Source organism: Paenibacillus sp. FSL M7-1455 (genome assembly GCF_038004655.1).
Taxonomy (GTDB): domain Bacteria; phylum Bacillota; class Bacilli; order Paenibacillales; family Paenibacillaceae; genus Paenibacillus_AQ; species Paenibacillus_AQ cookii.
The window spans coordinates 4,372,789-4,393,808 of the sequence record NZ_JBBORO010000001.1; the positions used below are offsets into that span (position 1 = coordinate 4,372,789).

The window sequence follows — 21,020 nt, forward strand, 5'->3', positions numbered from 1 at the left end:
GCTCTGCGGGTCGTTCCAGTCCGCACCCATGCTTTATTCCTCATTCGCCTCGTTTGGCCCTGCCTGTGGCGCCGCCTGCATAAATCAGCTCTCCACCAGCTCGCCGTTTTTCATGATCAACCGGTCGTCCAAGTAAACGTCCGGTCGGCCGACGACGCAATCGATATGGACGCCGGCCGCAACGACGCCGCCAAACGTATTGTTGCTGCCGAAAGCGACGTGGATCGTGCCGTATACCTTCTCGTCCTCCAGGACGACGCCCGTGATTCTCGCCTTGTTGTTGGTGCCGATGCCGAACTCCCCGAGCAGCCTGCCGTCGCCATCCCCGAGCATTTGCAGCAGCTTTTCGCCCTCCGCGCCGCCGTCGGCCGCTACAAGGCGGCCCTTCTCCACGGTCAAAACGACCGGACCCGCAACCTTGCCGATGCCGGCGATCGAGCCGTCGACGACGATTTTCCCTGCGGCGGAGCCCTCTACGGGCGCGATATACGCTTCCCCCGAAGGCAGGTTTCCCGATTGACCCGGCTCCACGTACATGCCCGTGCTCGGCACCCCGTCGCGGCCGTCGATGGAAAACTCCAGCGCGTGTCCGTCCTTTTCGATGCGTACCTTGCGGGTTTGCGTGAGCATATCGGTCACTTTTTCCGTCAGTGCTTTCACTTCCGTATAGTCTGCCGCGATGGCTCCTTCCAGGAACATGTCCTCGGTAATGCCCGGCATCGTCGCAAGGCGGGCGCCGGCCGCTGCCGCTTGCTTCCGCGCTTGCGTATGCGTCAGCGAATGCTTCGTGATGCAAACGACGACCTGCGACGCCGCCATGGCGGTCGCGATCGGCGCCGGCGGTTCTTCACCCGATTTGCTTCGTTCCTTCATCACCGTCAGCATGCTTTCGGCTCCGATGCGTTTTCCTGCTTCGTATAGCGATTCCGCGAGTTCCTTTCTCGAATCGTCGGAGACGATCAGAAACGTCTCTCCCGCTTTTAATCCAAGGCAATCTTTCAGCATGTTGATGCTGGTTTCAACGATTTTTTCCTGCATTTGTCTGACTTCCTTTCAACCATTTTTTCGCCGTGTCCCGGTTTGTCGCCCATAAAGGGTCCCCGTCGGTCCTATCATTTCCGAATCAAATCATTTCCGAAACGATTTTCGCCATGATCGCATTGGACAGAATGACGGGCAATCCGGAAGCTTCGGCCATCAGTCTCCGCGCCTCCTCCGTATACCCCATGCAGTCCAGCAAAAGGATATCCGCCTTGCCCTTGAGTCCGGCCGCCGCGGCTTGAAAATCTCCCGGATCGAAAATATATGGCGAGGCGACCCCGTATACCGGGTATAGTCCATAAGGTTCGTATTTCGAGTTCATGGTTTCCTTCTGCTCTTCCAGAGGAACGATCACGCCCAGCCTCCGGTTCCCGACCATCGCCTTGACGGCCGGCGGAATTATATGATCCGGCTCGATCAAATAAGCCGTTCGGGTCGCAAGCCCCGGGAAAACGCCCGTGCAAAGCAGCAAAATATTGGCGACCCCTTGATTCTCCATGTCATAAATCTTCTGCTGCAATATGGGCTGGATTTTGCTGCGCCCCATGATGACCGACTCCCCGGTCGTCAGCCGGGATGTGAGCGTGTAATCCCGGTCTTCCGGACATAAATTGGCGGCAATATATTCTTTCGACAAGCCGTCCAAAACGCCTGCCTGAATCATCTCCACCCGTTCCGGCAAATGCTCCCGCAAAATCGGGGCCACGTCTTTGCGCGGAGCCTGCCCGATCGTAATGACCCCAAGTTTCGTCATGCGATGATCATCCTCCCCATGTTCGCCAAAAGCGCGTGTTGCGCCAAACGTAAATATCCCAAACGTTTTTTCCTGCGAAAAAAGGGAAAGAACTAAAAGCCCCTTCCCTGTCTCTTCTTATTTTCCTTCCGCGCTGCCTGCCGTTTGAAGCACCTTCATCGAGCCGTAAAGCTTCACGATCCGGTCGTATTCGGCCGCATCGTAAAACGCGCAGGTTCCATTCGTGAATTCCTTGGCAACCTCAACCGAAAAACGAACCGCGGCAGCGATGTCGATTTCGTGGCTGGCGCCCGTGCCGCAGCCCGGAACGACGCTTTGCGCCGTGACCGCGACGCCGACGACCGGAGCGCTCGTCGCAACGGCCGGCTGCAAAATCGAATTGATGTGGTACAGATCGTTCCCGTACGGCGTAATGTCCTGCATCGTAATCGGGAACGTCACCGGCAGCAGTCCTGTCGTCATTTCCATGATCCGCAGCAAATCTTCGCTGACCCGCAGGATGTAGCCCTCTTTTACGGTCGGGGAAATCGCGAACCCTTTATGATTGATGACGCGGTTGCCTTTGGTCGTGTCGATCGAAAGCACCGCTTCCATCTCCGGCAATACTTCATGCGCGTTCATCGCGCCGATGTCGACCGGCGAATCCATGAAATCGACCGGTTCATGCGGACGGGTCGGCGCATCCGGGCAAATATGGGTCGTCACGATAATGTCGCCTTTCAAACGGTCGCCTTTCACCTGCATGTCCGCGAGTTTCAGCGCCGCGGCAACGGCGGCCACCGCGCCGTCGGCATCGGATACGAGCCCGATGCGGCTTGGACGGGCACCGATTCCGCCCAGGCGGCCTACGATGCCGAAGGTCGGGGCGCTTCCGCCTTTCGTTTTGCCCTCGGTGCCGGGAATGACGATTTTAATGAAATCCGTGCTCCCTTTTTCTCCCGTTACTTTTTGCACCTCGATCGAAACTTCGGGATAGCCGGCGAACAGCTCCTTTACTTTCTCTCCGGTTACATGGGCGTCGTCCATCGCTTCAAGCGCGGCCATCGTTTGTTTTAATGTCATCGAATCCGACCTCCAGTTAGATGTAAATAGTATTTAGCAAGTTTTAGCGAATCAGAACAGGTAATCCAAAATCGGTTTTTTAATGATATCCTCGACAGGCTGCATCAGCGATTTGTTGCTCATCGTGCTGCTGAGCAGCAGTTTGGCTTTCGGCACCGCGATGACGGCGAGCTGCTGCCCTTTTTCCAGGGCGGCCGTGACGACCGGTCTGGCCGTTTTGGCGTCCAGCGTCATGATCAGGTCCGGGAACGTCGCGTAACGCTCCCCGTCTTTTTCCAGCGTCATATATTCGTTCCAGAAGGTCATTTCGAAGCCGTCGATGGTCACTTTGCCCACGTCGAATCCGCCTGTCGTTTCCATTTCGAATGCAGTCACCTCGCCGGCGGCGACGACCTTTCCGCCAAGCTTGTCCACGACGGCGGCAATGGCCGCCTCGCCTTTCGCCCCAAGCAGCGCTTCGCCGACCTCGATCGCCTGCGTGATGGCGCCCGGGGCGCCGTTTTGCCTCGCGTAAGCGGCCGTTACCGGATTTCTGGCCACCGCGACGAGCCCGCCCGCTTCAACCGAAGCTTTGCGGACCATCGAAGCGGCCTTGCCCAGCGATCCGGAAACGCTGAACTCCAGGTAATTGTCGCCCTTGCCGCCGATGGCCGTCTGATGCGACACGTAATCCTCGACTTCCGTCAAATTCAGCGCGCCCATCGTGCCGGTTGGATGCGCTCTGCCGTTGCAGGCGAAGTCGACGAGCGGAATGCCCGTCATGACCGATTGCAGCCAGCCGTTCACCGTCGTTCCGGCCCCGTTTTCGTTCGTATGGATCGCCGAAATCGGTTTGCCCAGCCCGCGTGCGAGCATTTCCAGCGATCTGGCGTAATGGATCGGTTTCAAATATTTATCTTTCGCTCCGGGCGCGCCGACGAGCGAAACGGTCACGAACGTATCGTCGTCCGCAAATTCGTCGATCGTGCGCAGCTCGGGTTCGCCAAGCTCCAAGGCCAAACGGCCGATCTGCAGCCCCTCTTCGATCCAGCCGCCTCCGCCGCCGCCCAGGACGGCGCCGCCGAACACGGCGCTTTCCACCATCTTTTCGTCCAGTTTGATTCTAGCCATGGAATGCACCTACTTTCTCATTTTGAACATGGAGTTAAAGAAGCTGTAAATCGCGTCTCCCGCGATAAACCCTGCCGCCAAAATGCTCATCGGCGTTTCGGCTTCCTTGCCCTTAACTTTCAGCACGACGATCCGGATCAAAAGACCCGCCAGAACCGCCCAGCAAGCGTTTGGCGTAGAGATCAGCAAACCGGTCGCGAACATGACGCCGATCTGGCGTTTCGCGCCGCCAAGCCATTGCAAAATGGCGCCCGGGATGGCCCACAGCAGCAGCTTCATCGCAACGTCCGGGGAAGCCCCCGCTTGGATCGTCGACACGTATACCGTATCGATCGGCGGAACGAGATTTTGGCCGAAATACGAACGGTAGGTCAAAGCGACAACGATGACCGCTACGCCGAACGCGATCATGCCTGTCATGTACTGCTGTTTTCTGCCGCGAAGCTCAAACTCTTTGTCCTCCCCGTTCCCGCGGAGGATATAACCCGTTTTGAGGTCGTAGCCCATGTCCGCAAAAGCCGGGCCCGTAGCGGCGCTAAATCCTGCGAGCAGCGCCAGCGCCACGGTAGGAAAACCGATCAGCATGCCGAACAGCAGCGTGATGAAAGCGACGGCAAAGGCTGGAAACCAGCCGGAATGCATGGCTGCGATGCCGACGATAATTTCGTGCACGAACGCGGCAAAGGCCGCAAAGACAAGGAATCCGATCAGCATGCCGATCGACATTTTTGTAATGAGACCGCCAATGAGGGCGATGATAAGGGCGATGACGAGGTACGCGGCAAAACCAAGCCCGAGGGCGCGTCTGGCTTCGCCTTCCGAACGCGTGTATTTCTCGGCGTCGGCGGCCTGGTCTTCCTTTTTCGGACGTTTCAAAATGAGGATGGCCGCCTGCACCAGCGCGACGATCCCTGCGCCGATCATGACGCCGTGCGCGATATACAGCTTGTCGACGTCGATGCTGAACAGCGGGTTCGAATATTGGCGGATCAAAAGGCCGATCCCGAACATGCCGAGCGCCCAAATGTTGCCGATAAACGCCACGCCGAACGCGGACATCGAAACGTGGAAATAAGATCCGATCAGGCCGATGACGGTCCCGACCCCGAGCAGTCCCGCGCGTTTGCCGCCTTTATCGCCGGCAATGATCGATTCGGCGGTCGCCACGCCCGGCGCCCAGGTTCCGGAAGCGGGGAACAGCTTCGAGTCGAACAGCTTGTACAGCAGCGCCGCATCGACGAACATCGCCAGCGCCGCGCCGATCAGCATCGGGATGATCAGTTTCATCTCGCCCATCACGAACGGGATCCCGATCGGTATGAACAGGCTGTTGGCCGCGCCGAACGTCGCGGAGGAAATGGACGTCTGCACCATGTTTTGGCGATGGATCGATTTATACTTTTTGAATACCGCTACCGGAATTCTTGCGATCAGCATCGCAACCAGCGCGCCGATGATGGCCGTGTTCGGCGTCACGCCGAGCGTGGTCACGATCTGAATGCCGACGATCGCGCCAAGGACGCCGGTAATTACATTGAGGAACAAGCCAAAAGGTTCGAATATGCTGGGATGTTTCTCTTTTTTCTCCGTCTGTCCGATTTCATTCTTGATTTCGCTCATCCATATGCCTCCAATTTGTCTAGGTTGATCACTCGTTTGCAAGCCATCGTCATCAGGTTCGTAACGCTACGGGCGCAAAGAACCAGGCGCCGATGGCCGAATCGAGGGGATTTCAAAGAAAAGTAACGAGTGCCCTCCTCCCCCTTTAAAAGCGGGAAACATAGATATTGCCGACTTTCAACATTGAAGGCCGATAAAATTCATATCGTTTGTCATCCCCGGAATGCGGGGCCCCCTTTTCAAAAAGCGCCGGCTTGTCTATAATAATTCGCGGCCATCAAACCTTCCGATTCGACCGTGTCGATCACCGGCACCTTCAATTCTTTGCGGAGCGTTTCGGCAAACCCGATCGTGGCGAGGCCCGTGCAAGCGAATACAATCGCCCTAGCGCCTTGGGATACGAGGGATTTCGCCGCTTCCAACGCCATGCTGCGGCCCTGTTCCGTCATCAGATCCGTCGTGTTCGTCACGCCTTCGGGACGCCGGTAACCTACGACGAGATCGCCTAAAATGTCGCGCATCACCGGAGGCACGCCTTCGGTGATTCCCATCACCCCTACGGGCAAGCCGAGCGAACGGGCGACATGCGCCGCGGCGCTTCCTCCGCCGATGACCGGAACCGTGACGCGGCTTCGAAGCTCGTTAACGGCAGGGTCCGCGGCGCAGCTGATAATGATGGCCCGGCAGCCTTCCTGCTCCATCCGGACGCCAAGCTCCACGATTTTCGGTATCGCAATCCTCTCGGTTTCGTCGTCATAGATACCTAGCGGCTGGTCGGGAATGCTTCTGCTTAAAACAGGGATATGAAACTGCTCTTGAATCCGTTTTCCATGCGCTTGAACCACTTCATTATCATTTGCGGTAAATACGCGAATTAATCCGATCAAGCCGATCACCCTCTCGTCCCTTTTGATTGATGTCAGGATCGATTTCATCCTTCAGGATTTTGCGCAAATCCCCTTAAAAATTTTTATTAAGTAAGATTTTAATTGTTTTACCCGCGGCGCAACAATGTACCCGGCCAACAAAACTAAAAACGCCCCTTTGTGCTCAGAGCACAAAGAAGGCGTTTTATTCACGGGATTACGCAACGATTTTCGTCATGGAAAGATGACGGCGCCCATCATAGTCAATCCTTGGCATTACAGGAACTCGCTGAGAGCTGACATCGGGTGGCATCTCTGTTATGCATGGTTAACCAAATAATACGCTGAGCACAAATAAAGCTCAAACCGGCTTTGGGCGCTGTTCAAGTCGAGACCCGTCATCGTTTTGATCCGGTCGATCCGGTAATTGACCGAATTGCGGTGAATATACATCCGGTTCGACGTCTCATTCAAACTGCCGCCCGTCGCCAAGTAATGATACAGCGTGCTGACGTAATTGGTCCCGTTCTCCCGGTCGTGCTCCGCCAGCTTGCCGATTCTTTCGTCGACGAACCTGCTCAGCCAAGTTTCATCGGTGGAATCCAGCAGCATTTGCAGCATCTCAACTTCCGAATATAAAAACAGCTGCCGTCTCCGGTTCAAGCGGAAGCCGATCGATACCGCCGTTCTTGCCTCATGGTAGCTGCGATTCGTTTCAAACAGCCGAACCTGGCGGCCGATGCCGATTCGGACCGAATCCCACTGCTGCAGCCAGGATTGCATTTTCTCGTTCCACGGAGTCTGCCTGCCTTTGCCGTTGTCTTGGCGGCTCTCCGCGCCGGAGGACGGTACGGAAGGCAAAAACAATACGATTTTCCCCCCGTGAATCTGGAGCTGGGGGCGGACTTTCCGGACCGCGGATTCTTCGGCCAACAACGATTGAATCGTTTCAGCGATGGGAGAATCCTCGTTATAAAACGGCTCGTCCGCTTCGATAACGGCAACCTCCCATAACCAACTGGGGGACAATCCAAGCTGCAGCCCTTTCGAAGCGGTGATCCTTTCGTCGGCCGGCGGATTCAATAACAACTCCTCAAAAAACGTCCCCCGCAGCCTGCTTTCGGTGTCGAAGGCGATCTTTTCCCGCATCAGCTCCAGCGAAAACACCAGGCGCGCCTGTTCGATCAGCATCAGGTCCAGCTCGTCCAGCTTCCGTTTTTCCACCACGAATTTTCCGAGCATTTTATTATCGACGTTCACTTCCCACTGCCGATGGCTGTCGGAAGGGACATACGGGCTGCCTTCCGGGGAGGAGGCAAGCACGCCGCCGGTTTTATCGACGATCCATATCCGCGATTCGATCAGCTGGGAGACGCTGTCGGCAACGACCTGAATGCCTTTGTTGTTAAGCACGAGTCCCGTCAGCGCCTTGTTGACCTCCTCCGCACGTTTGAGCAGCACGGCCTGCCTGTTCAAAATTTGCTCCATGACGTTATACGTAATATCGATGTAAGCCATTCGCACCGGGAGCTGAATGATCGGGACATGGTATAAATTGCTTTTATCGATCATTTCCTGCGGGATTCGGGGAATGAATCGTTCGGGTTTGATGGCAATGCCCGCCCCGTTGACTTTGGCGAGCTGCTCGATCATATCGGTGAGGAGCGATAGGTTGTCGCGCGCCGGATACCCGGCGGTGAGCACCATTTCGCCTTCCCGGAGCCAGCTCCCGATATCGGGAACCTCCCAAATATCGATATACTGCACGATCCGGTCCAGTCCCTTTTCCCCGCTGATCAGCTTTGCGTTTTGCATGACGGGAAGTTCAAGCATTTCCCTTACGGTCAAGCCTTTTAAACTCATTTCCTCACCTCTCACGGTTATGACGGGATGAAGCTGACACGCCGCTCCATGACCGCGTGATTGTCGTTCCTGCCTTCATTGTACCTTACCTTCCCGCCTTCTTGCCATGAAACGAATCCCGTATCCAGAAGAAGGAAAGAAGCTTTTGCGCCCCAAGGCAGGAGCTTTCGGATACGAACGCAAACGAAAAAGGGAATCCCTAAGTTTCTCGGAAAACCGATCGGGATGCCCTTTCGCAAACGAGGATGTTTCAAATCCTCACTCCATATGATTTTGATGAGCCCGGCGGCAATCAACGGCGTACCGGCACTTTTTCCGCGCCATGCTCCGCACGCTTTTTGAAGATGACCTTCCGGATGCTTTCGACGGACAGATGGAAAGTTTTCGTCAAATATTCGAGCGAGTGGCCGCTGCAATGGAGATTGTAAATCTCCTCGTTTCTGCGCTCGATCATCTGTCTGGTGCCGCTGTTGACTCCCCAGCCGACACGTTCGCTGCTTCTTTTGGGAATGTAGATCAGCTCGCCCTCAATGTGCTTCTGCAGCTCTTTCAGCAAACTAGGGGGAAGCACATCCCTCCCGTTTCGGTAATTCACGATAAACGTCCTCCTTCATCAGATGTTGGTTCCGATTTGCGAATTTTGCGTTGAACATTTTATCGCTCCCTCCTTTCTGTTATGTAGGATATATTTAAAAAAGGTAATTAGGGAGGCCTGCTTCCGGCCCCCCTGAACTTTGCGATTTCCGCTTAGGCGGAAACCACCTCGTTATTTGTGATCAAAATTGCATCAGCTCCTTTCTTTAGGAAGTTGTCGGCCGTCCGACACCTTTATTAACTCATATTTGGAGCTGCTCTTCAAGCGAAAGAATAAGTATATACGTTTTTTACCAGGATTTTTTTACCTGCGGGATGCCGGGCGCAATGGCTCTTGGCCCTACCAGCCCGTCACCGCGATCTCTTCATCCATGTTTTGCAAATAATCCGGCAGCGGGCCGCCGTGCATCAGCCACAGCTCGTGCAGCGCGCGCGTGCACCCGACGTACAGCAGCTTCGCATCCCAAGCCGAAGCGCCGTAATGCTCCCCGTCCGCATCCGCCACGATGACCGCGTCAAATTCGAGGCCTTTCGAGAGGTATACGGGGAGGACGGATAAGCCGCCCTCGTACGCCTTGTCGCCGCCGTCGATCAAGTGAAGATCGGGCAAGTCCGGCTGCAACCGTTCGTGCAGCGCCCTTGCGTCCTTCAGCGTCCGCGTCAACACGGCCACCGTGCGGTATTCGCCCGACGAAAGCTTAAGCAGCCCTTCGCGCAGGCCCTTTAATCGCTCGTCTTCGCCGCTTCCATAAGCGATCATGCGCACCGGGTTCCCGCTCCGAAAAACAGGCACCGCAAGCAGTTCGCTGCTTACCCCTTGCTCGAGGATGCGGTTGGCGAATTCGATGATTTCCATCGTCGAGCGGTAGCTCCGCGTGAGCGCAAAATACGCCGTGTCTTCCGGATTGAACCAGGCCCTCATTTCCTCCCAGCCATGGACTCCCCGGTAGGCATGGATGCCCTGGGACAAATCCCCGAGAATGGTAAAGGAGTGGCCTTTCACGAACAAATCGAGGACCGCGACCTGAAATGGCGAAAAATCCTGCGCCTCGTCGATGACGATATGGTCGAACCGCTGTTCTCCCGTGATATCGTTGAGCAAATAATGGATGTACAACAGGGCAGGCAGGTCTTCCTCGCGCAGAATGTCCTTTTTCAAATCCTTTTGCGTCGATTTCAACACGGCGCCCGGAATGCCCGCCAGCAGTTCTTCCGGCCAGCCGGCCTGCAGCTTCAGCGCTTTGAACATTTGCTTGTACAGCACGAGCGGCTCGAACTTCGGCCACTTGGCGGCATATGATTTTTCGCGCTGGGACGCTTTTTTCTTCCGCTCCTTCATCGCGGCGGCCGAAGGCGACTTTTTCAGCTCCATCTCGACCCACCGGTGGATTCTCGCCATCACCCGTTCTTTCCGCTTCGCGAGCGGATACGGCTTATATTCGTCGTTGAACCAGTGGAGAATCGTATCGCGCGCGAGCACGGCGCCCTCCCAAGGCATAAAGTCCGCTTGGGGCACAGAAGCGTCTTCCATCGCCTCGATGCAGGCGCGGATCATGTCCATGAACCGGATCGAGCCCTTGAAGCGTCCGGGAACCTCGTCCGTCACCTCCGGCATTCCCCCGTCCGATTCGAACCAGTAGGAAAGCGTCTCGGACGGATCGGCAAGCGGGAGCTCGATGCCGAGCTGCTTCATGGCCCAATCCGCGAACGTGCTCTGCTGGATGTCCCCGACGCCGAGTTCGGGCAGCACGTCGGAAATGTAATCGAGGAACATATGGTTCGGGGCAAAAATGATCATCTTCTCTGCCGTGACCTGCTCCTTGTATTGATACAGCAAATAGGCGAGGCGGTGCAGCGCCACGGTCGTTTTTCCGCTTCCCGCCACCCCTTGGATGATCAGCGCCGTATTTTTTGCCGCGCGGATGATTTTGTCCTGCTCCGCCTGGATGGTGGAAACGATATCGCGCAGCTTGTTGTCCTTGTTTTCGCCCAGCCGGTATACCAGAAATTCGTCGGATACGGCCGGCTGGTCGCCGTTCCGGTCATACGTGTCGGACACCCGCTCCAAAATCTGCTTCCGGATGACGAGGTTCCGCTTTAAATACACCAGCCCTTCGATCGTCCCTTCGGGCGCTTCGTACGAAGCCGGTTCATCCCCGCCCGTGAAGGAATAAAAAACGCTGGCGATCGGGGCCCGCCAATCGATGACCATCGGCTGCTCGCCGACCTCCTCGTGATCGACGCCGATTTTGCCGATGTAAAGCGGTGTGGGCGCGGCATCCTTTTTTTCCTGAAAATCAAGCCGTCCAAAATAAGGGGCCGCCAGGCTCTTGGCCAAGGACTGCCTTTTTTCCTCGCGCCCGGCCTCGAGCACCTGCTCGGTAAAATCATGCCCGGTATACACCGGGATCGCGCGCAGCCGCTCCAGCTGCTTGTCGATTTCCGCTATCGTTGCATTCAGCCTTCGCTCTTCCTCTTGATAGGCACTTTGAAAAGTTTGCTCCAATTTCAGTTACCTCCTAAAAGTTTTTCCGCCAGCCAAAATGGCCGCGGGAGCCGTTCGTGCGCCGTTCGCCTGCAACCCTGCGATATGTGCGGGGCGAACGCCGCGAACCACCCTGCCCTGGTAAGCTGATGCTTAGTCGTGAGCCATAAGCCCGCTTAGAAAGGATATTCAGTATATCACAATGAAGGCGCATTCTCCAGCGCGGCCCGTTGTGAAAACGGCGCTTTCAAAAGGCTCGGGTCTTTACAATCTTTTTCGAAGCTGTATAATGGGAACCAGCAAAAAACTGCATACGGATAGATAGCACTAGGGGTGCCTTTCTGGCTGAGAGACAAGTAGCGAATGCATGCGCGAACGTTAACCCTTTACACCCGATCTAGGTCATACTAGCGTGGGGAAGTGCGGTGAAACGACTGCTTCGAGGCCTTTCGATCCGAACGACGGAACCGGCCTTCGAGCCGTCCGCGAGCTGCACTCTTTCGGGTGCGGTTTTTTTGCGTGCCGGCCGGCTTGAAGTTGAAAATCGATCAGCGTTCGTTGAAGGAGGAAACGAAGGTTATGACTGAAAATTTGCATAGCGGCATAGATGCGTGCGGGGGATCCGCCGGCGCTTGCGGGACCAGCCGCATCGCGGGCTGCCGCTTTTCGATTTATCCGATGAGCGGCCGTTTTGCCGAAATCATCGAAGAGGCTTTGAAACGGACGAATACGTCCAAAGTATGGATGTTTACGGACGATGTCAGCACCTGCGTCCGCGGGCGGATGTCCCAGGTGTTCGACGTCGCCCAGTCGATGTTCGCCCATGCGGCGGAAAGCGGGGAGCATGTCGTGTTCAGCGGCACATTTTCGATCGGCTGCCCGGGCGACTCCAGCGGCGACGCGTACATGTCGGAGGATGACGTCCGTTTGAACGATGCCCCCTCGGGGGTCGACACGTCGGCGCAGTTCGCCCTTTATCCGATGAACGCGCCGGGATATATGGGCATGATCGCGGAGGCGGTCCGGACGGCTCAAACGCTGGGCACCTTCTCCGGAAGCGTTCATTATGCAAGCCGCCTCGACGGGACTGCCGGCGACGTGTTCCGGACGCTGGAGCAGGCGTTTGCCAACGCTGCGGAGGAAACGTCCCATTTGGTGATGACCGCAACCCTGTCGTGCAACAGCCCTTCCCCGAAGCCTGCGCGAAACCAAGCCGGGGAGGCGCAGATCCGATGAAAAACTGGAAATTGCGCGACATTATCGTGCTGAGTTCGCTGTCGGTCGTTTTTGCCGTCGTATACGTTCTTTTCCTTCAGGTCGGCAACGTCCTGGTCGGCTTGATGGGGCCGATGGGATACGAGGTCATTTTCGGGATCTGGTTTATCGTATCCATCATCTCGGCATATATATTGCAGCGTCCGGGAGCCGCGCTTTTGTCGGAAACGGTGGCCGGAACCGTCGAGCTTCTGATCGGCAATACGGCAGGGCCGGTGCTTATTTTGTCGGCCTTTATCCAGGGGCTCGGGGCTGAAGCCGTCTTTGCGGCGCTGCGTTACCGGAACTATTCCGCCCCGGCCTTGATGGCCGCAGGCGCCGGTTCGGCCGTCTTCAGCTTTGCCTGGGGTTTCATCCACTCGGGCTTTGCCGCGTTGTCCCCGGGCCTGCTGCTGGCCATGTTCATCGCCCGCATCGTCAGCTCCGTGCTGCTCGCCGGCCTGCTCGGCAAATGGATCGCCGACGCGCTGGCCAAAACCGGCGTGCTCCGCAGCTTCCCGATCGCCAAAACTTCGCGCGGTCAGCTGAGTTCCAAGGCGGAGGTTTCCTAATGGCCGCTGTAGACCGCCGACCGGTGCTGGAAGCCGACCGGATTTCCCTGAAGCTCGACGACCATCTTGGGGATGACGTGCTGTCTTCGGTTTCGATGTCGTTATACAAGGGGGAAATCACGCTGCTTTTGGGTCCCGGCGGCTGCGGAAAAAGCTCGCTCGCCCTCTGTCTGAACGGGATATACCCGCATGCGGTGGAAAGCGTCGTTACCGGCAGCGTGAAGCTGTTCGGAGAAACGCCGGACCTTCGCCATCCCGGAAAAACGGCCCAAACCGTCGGCATCGTCTTTCAAGACCCGGACAGCCAGTTTTGCATGTTGACGGTCGAGCAGGAGCTGGCCTTTTGCCTGGAAAACATCGGCTGCCCCCGGGAGGAGATCGGCGGGCGGATCGAAGATGCGCTGAAGCTCGTTCAGCTGAGCGATTGCCGGGAGAAAGAAATCCATACGCTCTCCGGAGGGCAAAAACAGCGCGTCGCCATCGCCGCGGCGCTCGTCCTTAGGCCCAAGGTGCTCATCCTGGACGAACCGACGTCGAATCTCGATCCGGCTTCGGCGCAGCTGCTCGCGGACCGGCTCCATGCCCTCCGCCGGCTGCTGCCGATGACGATCCTGCTGATCGAGCACAACCTCGATCCATGGATCGAATACGTCGACCGACTTGTCGTTATGGACAAGCAAGGAACATTTCGATATGAGGGGAAGCCGGATGCGTTTTTTATGAATCAAGCACACGAAGCGGCGCAAGCCGGCATTTGGCTCCCTCGGGCCGCCACGCTTCACCGCGCGTTGATCCGGGATGCCGGCGTGACCGGCGGCCAAGCGGATGCCGGGGACATCCCGGGCCCGCTGCCGCTTTCCGCCCGGGAGCTTATCGAGGAATGGACGGGCTATCCGGCCCAAATTCAAAAACAAGCGACCCGTTCGCTTCGGGCGCGGCTACAAAAAAACGCGGAACCTGCGCGCCGCGGCGCGGCCGTCTCCGAACACGCAGCCGGCCCCGGCGTTGCCGGACGCATCCTGCTTCGCGCAGAACGGTTGTCCTTCTTCCGGAGAAAACGGGCGGTGATCCAGGAGATCTCCCTGTCGGTCCGCGCGGGAGAGCTTCTGGCGGTTACCGGCAGGAACGGTGCGGGAAAATCGACGCTGTTCGCCGTGCTGTCCGGGCTTCTGGAGCCTTCGTCCGGCAGCGTCACGCTGGACGGCAAACCGCTGCCGGACTGGAAGGAAGCCGAGCTCCGGAGCCGGATCGGCTTTATTTTCCAGCATCCGGAACATCAACTCGTCGCCGATACGGTGTATGACGAGTTGGCTTATTCCTTTCGATTGCAGAACCGCAGCGAGACGGAAATCGGCGAGCGGGTAAACGGCCTTTTGCAACGATTCCGTCTGGAGGGCCGCGAATCCTTCAGCCCATTCTCGTTGAGCCAAGGACAGAAGCGGCGCCTGAGCGTGGCCGCCATGCTGTCGGACGAACAGCAAATTTTGCTGTGCGACGAACCGACCTACGGGCAGGACGCCCACGGGGCCAAGGAGCTGATGTCAGGCCTGCGGGCCCGCGCGGACCAGGGGTTGGCCGTCGTCGTCATCACGCATGACATGGAATTCGTGCAGGAATACGCCGACCGCGTAATCGTGATGAACAACGGTTCGATTCACTTCGAGGGGCCTCCGATCTCGCTCTGGTCCAAGCCCGCGCGATTTCTGGAAGATCAAGGCCTTATCCCTCCGATAGCCGCGCGGTTGCTGCAAGCCATGGAGGTGGGAGATCCATGCTGAACGTCCAGAGCGAAAAATCCGTCCCGGTCCCCCGGCCGCGGCTGCTTCGGCTTGAGGAGCTGAATCCGGTCATCAAAGGCGTGACCGTCGTATTGTGCGTGCTCCCGCTATCGCTGGTATTCGATCCGGTGACGACTTCGACGGCGCTGGTCATGACGCTGCTTGTCACATGGATATTCGGGAACGTCTCCTGGAGAAGATGGCTGCTTCTGTTTTCGCCGTTCCTTGTCCTGGCATGCGGTTATTTCTGGACCGCCGCTGTATTCCCGCGCGAGCAGCCGGAACCGGGCTCCGCGATCCTATGGTCCATCGGACCGGTTCGGGTGACGGCGGCCGCATTTCAGGTGGCCCTGTCGCTCGGATTGCGCACGCTGCTGTATTCCGCGCTATCGCTTCTGTTTATGCTGACGACCGACCCGGTCAAGCTGATGCTCAGCCTGATGCAGCAGTGCAAGCTGCCGCCCAAGCTCGCTTACGGCATTTTGGCGGGTTTTCGTTTTTTGCCCTTGTTCCGCGAGGAATTATCCATCATGCAACGAGCGCACCGGGTAAGGGGCGCCGGACGCATCCGCCGCACGCCCCGGTCGCTGCTGGAGGCGCTCAAGCGCTACGGCATTCCGCTGCTCGCCGGAGCGATCCGCAAATCGGAACGGGCCGCGGTGGCGATGGTATCGAGAGGGTTTACCGGAACGGGCCGCCGCGATTTTTATGACCGGATTCGGGTCACCTGGAGAGATTGGGCATTTATGGCCCTTATGCTGGCGATCGTCGCGTTCAGCTGCGGTTTTTCCTATGCCATGGGGACGCTGCGGTGGTATAACGGGGAACTTTGAGAGGCATTTAAAAAAAGGAAGCCGTCCAACCGGACAGCTTCCTTATCATGTTTGTTTTTGCCGTATGGGTTACGTTCAAATTCGTTGCAACGCTTTCGACCCGACGGCTCCCTTTCCGTTTCCGCTGCCAGGCCGGCGGCGCCTTATCTCCACTCCGCCACCTTCCACACATCGGTCACCCAGTCTTGGTAAAAGGCCGGCTCGTGGGAGACGAGCAAAACGGTGCCCTTGTAATCCATCAATCCTTTTTTGAGCGCTTCCTTCGCCCGGACGTCCAAGTGGTTCGTCGGCTCATCCAGCACCAGCAGATGGCTCGGCGTCAGCATCAGCTCCGCCAGGCGCACCTTGGCCTGCTCGCCGCCGCTCAGCGCCCGGATCGGCTTGCGGATATGCTCCGCCGTCAGACCGGCCATGGCCAGCACCTTCCGGATATCCTTTTGCGTCAGATCCGGCCGCAGCGCCCAAACCTTTTCCATCGGCGTTTCAACGGGCGCCGTATCTTCTTGGCGGTAATAGGCGGCTTTCACCTGTTCGGATGCAAGCAGTTTGCCGCCAAGCGGCCGGAGCTGGCCCAGCAGCGTGTTGACCAGCGTGGATTTGCCCGCTCCGTTTTCCCCGACGATCGCTATTTTATCGCCTTTGCGCACCTTCAGCGACACCGGTTTGAACAGCGGACTGTGATACCCGACCTCCAGCGCCTTCGTCTCTACGATGGTCGTGCCCGCCGTCGCGGCCGGGGTGGAAAACTCGAAACGGGGCGCGGGCCCTTCCACCGGCTTTTCGACCCGGACGATTCGGCTCAGCATTTTTTCCCGGCTTTTGGCCTGCTTGGCTTTACGGATCCGGTTTTTGTCGATAAAAGCCTCCAGCCTTTCGATTTCCTTGCTTTGCTTCTCGTAAGCGATTTGCTGCTGCACCTGCCCGAGCGCCAGCTCCTTTTGGAACTGCCTATAATTGCCCGTATACCGTTTCATATTTTGATGGGCCAGATGAAAGATGACCGTCGTGATTTCATTCAGGAAATGCTCGTCATGGGACACGACGATGTAGGCGTGTTTATAGCGCTTCAGGTAGCCCGTCAGCCATTCGATATGGACCTGGTCCAGATAGTTGGTCGGTTCGTCCAACAGAAGCACCTGGGGTTCTTCCAGCAGCAGCTTCGCCAGCAGCAGCTTTGTTTTTTGCCCGCCGCTCAGCAGGCTGACATCCCTTTCGAGCCCAAGCTCCGTAATGCCGAGCCCTGATGCGATGTCTTCGATTTTGGAGGAGATCTGGTAAAACTCGTGATGCTCAAGGGCCGCCTGAAGTTCTCCGTATTTGCGCAGCAACGCATCGAGCTCCTCGCCCGGATCCGCCAGCCGCTCGGCGATCGCGCCCATTTCCTTTTCCATGGCGAACAAGCCCGAAAACGCCCGCTCCAAATACTGCCGTATCGTCGTTCCTTCCTGCAGCTCGATATGCTGCTCCAGAAAACCGACCTGCACCTGCGGCGCCCATTCGATTTTGCCCGCATCCGGCAGCAGGCTGCCGGTCAGCAAGCGGAACAAGGTCGATTTCCCCGCGCCGTTGGCGCCGACCAAGCCGGCATGCTCTCCGGGCAGCAAGCGGAAATGAACGTCCCTGAACGTGATCTGATCGCCGTACATATGCGTTAAACCTTCGACATTTAAAATACTCATCGTGATCTCTCCTTCTGGTTTTCGTTGGATTCAAGCGAAAGCCATCCGGAGAAACAGCCATATGAAAATCGCAAACCGCGCTTGCCTTCAAGTTAGGCGGAAATATTCGAATTGTAGAAACGGCTCTTTTCCCTGACCATGAACCCGATGCCGGGATAAAAAAACGGGTAAGGCGAATACACCTTACCCGTCGTTCTATATCAGAGTAAGAAAGGATTCGGAATCATATCAACTGTTCTCGAGATGGCTTGTTAAAAAAGGGCAGACTTCTCCCGTCTTAAGCCAAATCTCTTACAAGAACAGTTGATCTTTCCATGCCTTTCCACCTCATATCGTCAAATTAAAAAGTTCCCCGCGTCCGTTTTTATCGACCGACGATTCGTCGAAAAAACTGCCGCTTCGTACCAAATTATAATGAATCGCCATTCCGGATGTCAACCATGCCGGCAAAGCCTGTTCCCCAAGGCTGACCGGACCGCCCGATTATTCGATATAGTCCTTCAGCCGTTTGCTTCGGCTGGGATGTCTCAGCTTGCGCAAGGCCTTGGCTTCGATTTGGCGAATCCGCTCGCGGGTGACGCCGAACACCTGGCCGACTTCCTCCAGGGTCCGCGTCCGTCCGTCTTCAAGCCCGAATCTGAGACGGAGCACGTTTTCCTCGCGTTCCGTGAGCGTATCCAGAACGTCGCCGAGCTGTTCCTTCAAAAACTTATGGGCGGCGGAGTCGACGGGAGCCATCGCATCATGGTCTTCGATAAAATCGCCGAGCTTCGAATCGTTTTCGTCCCCGATCGGCGTTTCAAGCGATACCGGTTCCTGGGAGATCTTCATGATTTCCCGTACCTTTTCAACGCTGAGCTCCATGGCGCGCGCAATTTCCTCTTCTTCGGGTTCGCGTCCCAATTCCTGCACCAGCTGTCTTGAAATGCGGGTAAATTTATTGATCGTTTCGATCATGTGAACCGGTATGCGGATCGTTCTGCCTTGATCGGCAATAGCCCGCGTAATCGCTTGACGGATCCACCAAGTCGCGTAGGTGCTGAATTTGAAACCTTTCGTATAATCGAATTTATCCACGGCCTTGATCAGGCCCATATTGCCTTCCTGAATCAGATCCAACAGCTGCATGCCGCGTCCCGCGTACCGTCTCGCGATGCTGACGACCAGCCGGAGATTGGCCTCGACCATCAGCTTTTTGGCTTCTTCGTCGCCGGCTGCGACGCGTTTGGCCAAACTCACTTCATCCTCGGCGCTAAGCAAACCGACCCGGCCGATCCCCTTCAAGTACATGCGCACCGAATCGTCGTTTTTCATTCCAGTCGGCAGAAGCTCCGCTTCGGCAAAATGGACGGCCTGCTCCTGATCGTTCGTATCGGCACGATTTGTCTCTAATTCATGTTCCTCGTTCGCCATACGTACGTCCTCCCCCTTTAAAGATCATTTCGACATATCCTGTATCTTCTTCGCTGCGGCCCTCAAATGAATATTGACGCGAATGAGAAAATATGCTATAATGTTAATGACTATATGGTATCAATTTAAGGGTACATTATATAGTATCATATACGTATGTCACATGCAACATGTTTCATTAAATTATGCAAATCATCATTCTTTTTTTCATATAACCGAAACGGACTCTTTCCGCAAGAGACCTGTTTCGGTTTTTTGCTGCGTCATGCCTTTACCGGATCCCACGCCAATACAGCGAGAACGGGAAGGTGATCCGACGCCGCATCCTCTTCGATCGCCTGGGCGCCAACCAGCCTCCACCCGCTGTTTTCATCGAACAGGATATAGTCGATTTTGCCGTCTTCGGCATGGGTAGGCCCGATGTGAGCCGTAGCGTCCGCCATGTTTTCCGCAAAAACGCGCATCGTCGCGGAATCCGGCAGCGCGTTCATATCCCCTGCCAGAATCAACGGCGTTTTGTCCTTGAGCTCATTTTGGATCGCGTTTGCTTGGGCCAACCGGATCTGTTCGGCCAGCTCGGCGTTTTCCTGCCATTCCAAATGCGTATCCGCAAACACGAATGACGGAAGGCCGTGTTCCGGAGCCAGCTGAACGGCCAGCAGCACGCGCTGCTCTCCTCCCGGTTCGTTCGGCAGCGTCAGCGTATGCGCCGAGGCAATCGGAAGTTTGGAGAGAACGGCTATTCCGTATTCGCCTCCGTCAAAAGCGACCGCCTTCGCGAACCGGTGATCCATGCCCGTCAGTCTTCCCAGTTCCGCGGCCTGGTCCACGCCGCCGCTTCTGGACAAATGGCGGTCCACCTCCTGCAGCGCCACAAGATCGGGACGGGTGCCGCGAATCACGGCGGCAATCCGCCTTAGGTCCACGATGCCGTCCATCCCTTCGCCATGATGAATGTTGTACGTCATGACCCGGAGCGCCGGCTTTTCCCCGCCGTCCGGATCTACGATGAACGCCTTTCCGGCGTGCCCTTCGGAAGCTGAATAGCCTGCTTTTTGCATCGGAAGTTCCCCCTCCATCATTCGTTTCCTTTGGCCCGGTAAAACGATTTGTTCTCAAGCGCCCTTACCGGCGCGGACCAGTCATCCGTGGACGGCATCATCGAGATCGCATCCTCCGCCGCCTGCAGCTTGGCATCCATCTGGTCGATCAAGTGCAGCGCAAGCGCCTCGGGAATTTGCGGCAGAACGGAGCTGCCCCATTCCGGCAAATTATGATGCGACAAAATCATATGCTGCAGCAACACGATTTTTTCCGAATTCACGTCCGCCCCGATCGTCATCGCGGCTTCCGTCACCCAACTGGCGGCAAGCGGAATATGTCCCAGCAGTTTGCCGGTGAAGCTGTATTCGCTGACGATGCCCAGCTCCGCCGTCAATTCCTCCGTTTTGGCGATATCGTGCAGGATGATGCCCGCCACAAGCAAATCCCGGTTGAGGAAAGGGCGCTGCTTGCAAATAAACTCGGCTAACTCCAGCATGCGCACGATGTGATAGGCCAGACCGGCGTAAAAAGCATGGTGCATGCCTTTGGCGGCCGGGTAATGCATCAATTTGTCCCCGATTTTGTTCAGGCAGTGGTCGATGATCATCTGGATTTCGGTGTCCTGAATCGTATATGCCGCCGTTTTGATCGCATAAACCAGATCATTGGGCGGAACCGGCGCGGACCGTACGAAATCGGTAATGTTGTAGCCGTCTTCATCCGTTGCCGGCCGGATTTTGTTCACCTTGAACTGCAGCCGCTCGCGGTACAACTGCACGACGCCGCGCACCTTCACGAGCATGGGAGCAAAAAAGGTTTCCTTGTCCGCCGCGGATGCATCCCAAAATTTAGCCGAAATTTCCCCGCTGGCGTCCGCAAGGACAAGATCCAAATAATCTTTGGGCGGCGTGGAATTCGTCTGTTTGACCATCGCCGTTTTTAATAAATAAAATCCCGTAACTTCCTGTCCTTCGGTAAATGATTGTATTAGCGTCATATGGCATCTCCTCCCCCGAATCTCGTTTGCTTGAAAAAGCAAGGAACCGCCTGCT

The 21,020-nt window shown here is 56.7% G+C and carries 17 protein-coding genes and 1 riboswitch; of the genes, 4 read left to right on the forward strand and 13 right to left on the reverse strand.

The features are described 5' to 3' along the window. Positions 1-84: 84 nt before the first annotated feature. From NYE48_RS20150 to NYE48_RS20190, 9 genes are all read right to left on the reverse strand, one after another. Complete coding sequence (locus NYE48_RS20150; RefSeq protein WP_212951767.1) at positions 85-1,038, reverse strand: aminopeptidase; 954 nt, start codon at positions 1,036-1,038, stop codon at positions 85-87. Between the two features lie 85 nt (positions 1,039-1,123). Further along, positions 1,124-1,795, reverse strand: coding sequence for an AroM family protein (locus NYE48_RS20155; RefSeq protein WP_036711246.1), 672 nt, complete (start codon positions 1,793-1,795; stop codon positions 1,124-1,126). A 117-nt stretch (positions 1,796-1,912) separates the two neighbouring features. Then, positions 1,913-2,857 (reverse strand): DUF1177 domain-containing protein, encoded by a 945-nt coding sequence (locus NYE48_RS20160; RefSeq protein WP_212951769.1) that lies wholly within the window; start codon positions 2,855-2,857, stop codon positions 1,913-1,915. 51 nt (positions 2,858-2,908) lie between these two features. Further along, positions 2,909-3,967: a DUF917 domain-containing protein gene (locus NYE48_RS20165; RefSeq protein WP_212951770.1), complete on the reverse strand. Its 1,059-nt coding sequence runs from the start codon at positions 3,965-3,967 to the stop codon at positions 2,909-2,911. 9 nt (positions 3,968-3,976) lie between these two features. Next, the gene (locus tag NYE48_RS20170; protein WP_036711241.1) at positions 3,977-5,587 is read right to left on the reverse strand and encodes an OPT/YSL family transporter; all 1,611 of its coding nucleotides are present in this window, start codon (positions 5,585-5,587) and stop codon (positions 3,977-3,979) included. Between the two features lie 239 nt (positions 5,588-5,826). Then, complete coding sequence (locus tag NYE48_RS20175) at positions 5,827-6,474, reverse strand: aspartate/glutamate racemase family protein (RefSeq protein ID WP_212951772.1); 648 nt, start codon at positions 6,472-6,474, stop codon at positions 5,827-5,829. 297 nt (positions 6,475-6,771) lie between these two features. After that, positions 6,772-8,316, reverse strand: coding sequence for a PucR family transcriptional regulator (locus tag NYE48_RS20180; RefSeq protein WP_036711237.1), 1,545 nt, complete (start codon positions 8,314-8,316; stop codon positions 6,772-6,774). 292 nt (positions 8,317-8,608) lie between these two features. Then, the gene (locus NYE48_RS20185) at positions 8,609-8,911 is read right to left on the reverse strand and encodes a CD3324 family protein (protein WP_036711229.1); all 303 of its coding nucleotides are present in this window, start codon (positions 8,909-8,911) and stop codon (positions 8,609-8,611) included. 339 nt (positions 8,912-9,250) lie between these two features. After that, on the reverse strand, positions 9,251-11,416 hold the full coding sequence (locus NYE48_RS20190) for a HelD family protein (RefSeq protein WP_212951774.1): 2,166 nt from the start codon (positions 11,414-11,416) through the stop codon (positions 9,251-9,253). 298 nt (positions 11,417-11,714) lie between these two features. After that, a riboswitch (TPP riboswitch) is annotated at positions 11,715-11,831 on the forward strand. A 143-nt stretch (positions 11,832-11,974) separates the two neighbouring features. Between NYE48_RS20190 and NYE48_RS20195 the strand changes: the two genes are divergently transcribed. From NYE48_RS20195 to NYE48_RS20210, 4 genes are read left to right on the forward strand one after another with little or no spacing between them, the layout of a single operon-like run. After that, a complete protein-coding gene (locus tag NYE48_RS20195; RefSeq protein ID WP_212951776.1) occupies positions 11,975-12,631 on the forward strand; it encodes a YkoF family thiamine/hydroxymethylpyrimidine-binding protein in 657 nt (218 codons plus the stop codon). Then, positions 12,628-13,221 carry an ECF transporter S component gene (locus NYE48_RS20200; RefSeq protein WP_212951778.1) on the forward strand — a complete coding sequence of 198 codons (594 nt, stop codon included), beginning with the start codon at positions 12,628-12,630 and terminating at the stop codon, positions 13,219-13,221. Before NYE48_RS20195 ends, NYE48_RS20200 begins: the two co-directional genes overlap by 4 nt. Beyond that, the gene (locus NYE48_RS20205; protein WP_340999798.1) at positions 13,221-14,999 is read left to right on the forward strand and encodes an ABC transporter ATP-binding protein; all 1,779 of its coding nucleotides are present in this window, start codon (positions 13,221-13,223) and stop codon (positions 14,997-14,999) included. Before NYE48_RS20200 ends, NYE48_RS20205 begins: the two co-directional genes overlap by 1 nt. Beyond that, entirely contained in the window at positions 14,993-15,832 is an 840-nt protein-coding gene (locus NYE48_RS20210; RefSeq protein WP_212951781.1) for an energy-coupling factor transporter transmembrane component T family protein, read from the forward strand. Before NYE48_RS20205 ends, NYE48_RS20210 begins: the two co-directional genes overlap by 7 nt. 143 nt (positions 15,833-15,975) lie before the next feature. Here NYE48_RS20210 and NYE48_RS20215 read toward each other — a convergent pair whose 3' ends face one another. The 4 genes from NYE48_RS20215 to NYE48_RS20230 all read right to left on the reverse strand — a co-directional run bounded on the left by NYE48_RS20215 (position 15,976) and on the right by NYE48_RS20230 (position 20,965). Continuing rightward, the gene (locus tag NYE48_RS20215) at positions 15,976-17,511 is read right to left on the reverse strand and encodes an ABC-F family ATP-binding cassette domain-containing protein (protein WP_212951783.1); all 1,536 of its coding nucleotides are present in this window, start codon (positions 17,509-17,511) and stop codon (positions 15,976-15,978) included. Positions 17,512-17,994: 483 nt separating this feature from the next. Beyond that, positions 17,995-18,825: an RNA polymerase sigma factor RpoD gene (rpoD, locus tag NYE48_RS20220; protein ID WP_246537120.1), complete on the reverse strand. Its 831-nt coding sequence runs from the start codon at positions 18,823-18,825 to the stop codon at positions 17,995-17,997. 362 nt (positions 18,826-19,187) lie between these two features. Further along, on the reverse strand, positions 19,188-19,985 hold the full coding sequence (locus NYE48_RS20225; RefSeq protein WP_340999800.1) for an endonuclease/exonuclease/phosphatase family protein: 798 nt from the start codon (positions 19,983-19,985) through the stop codon (positions 19,188-19,190). A 17-nt stretch (positions 19,986-20,002) separates the two neighbouring features. Continuing rightward, positions 20,003-20,965 carry a 3'-5' exoribonuclease YhaM family protein gene (locus tag NYE48_RS20230; RefSeq protein WP_036711221.1) on the reverse strand — a complete coding sequence of 321 codons (963 nt, stop codon included), beginning with the start codon at positions 20,963-20,965 and terminating at the stop codon, positions 20,003-20,005. Positions 20,966-21,020: the final 55 nt, after the last annotated feature.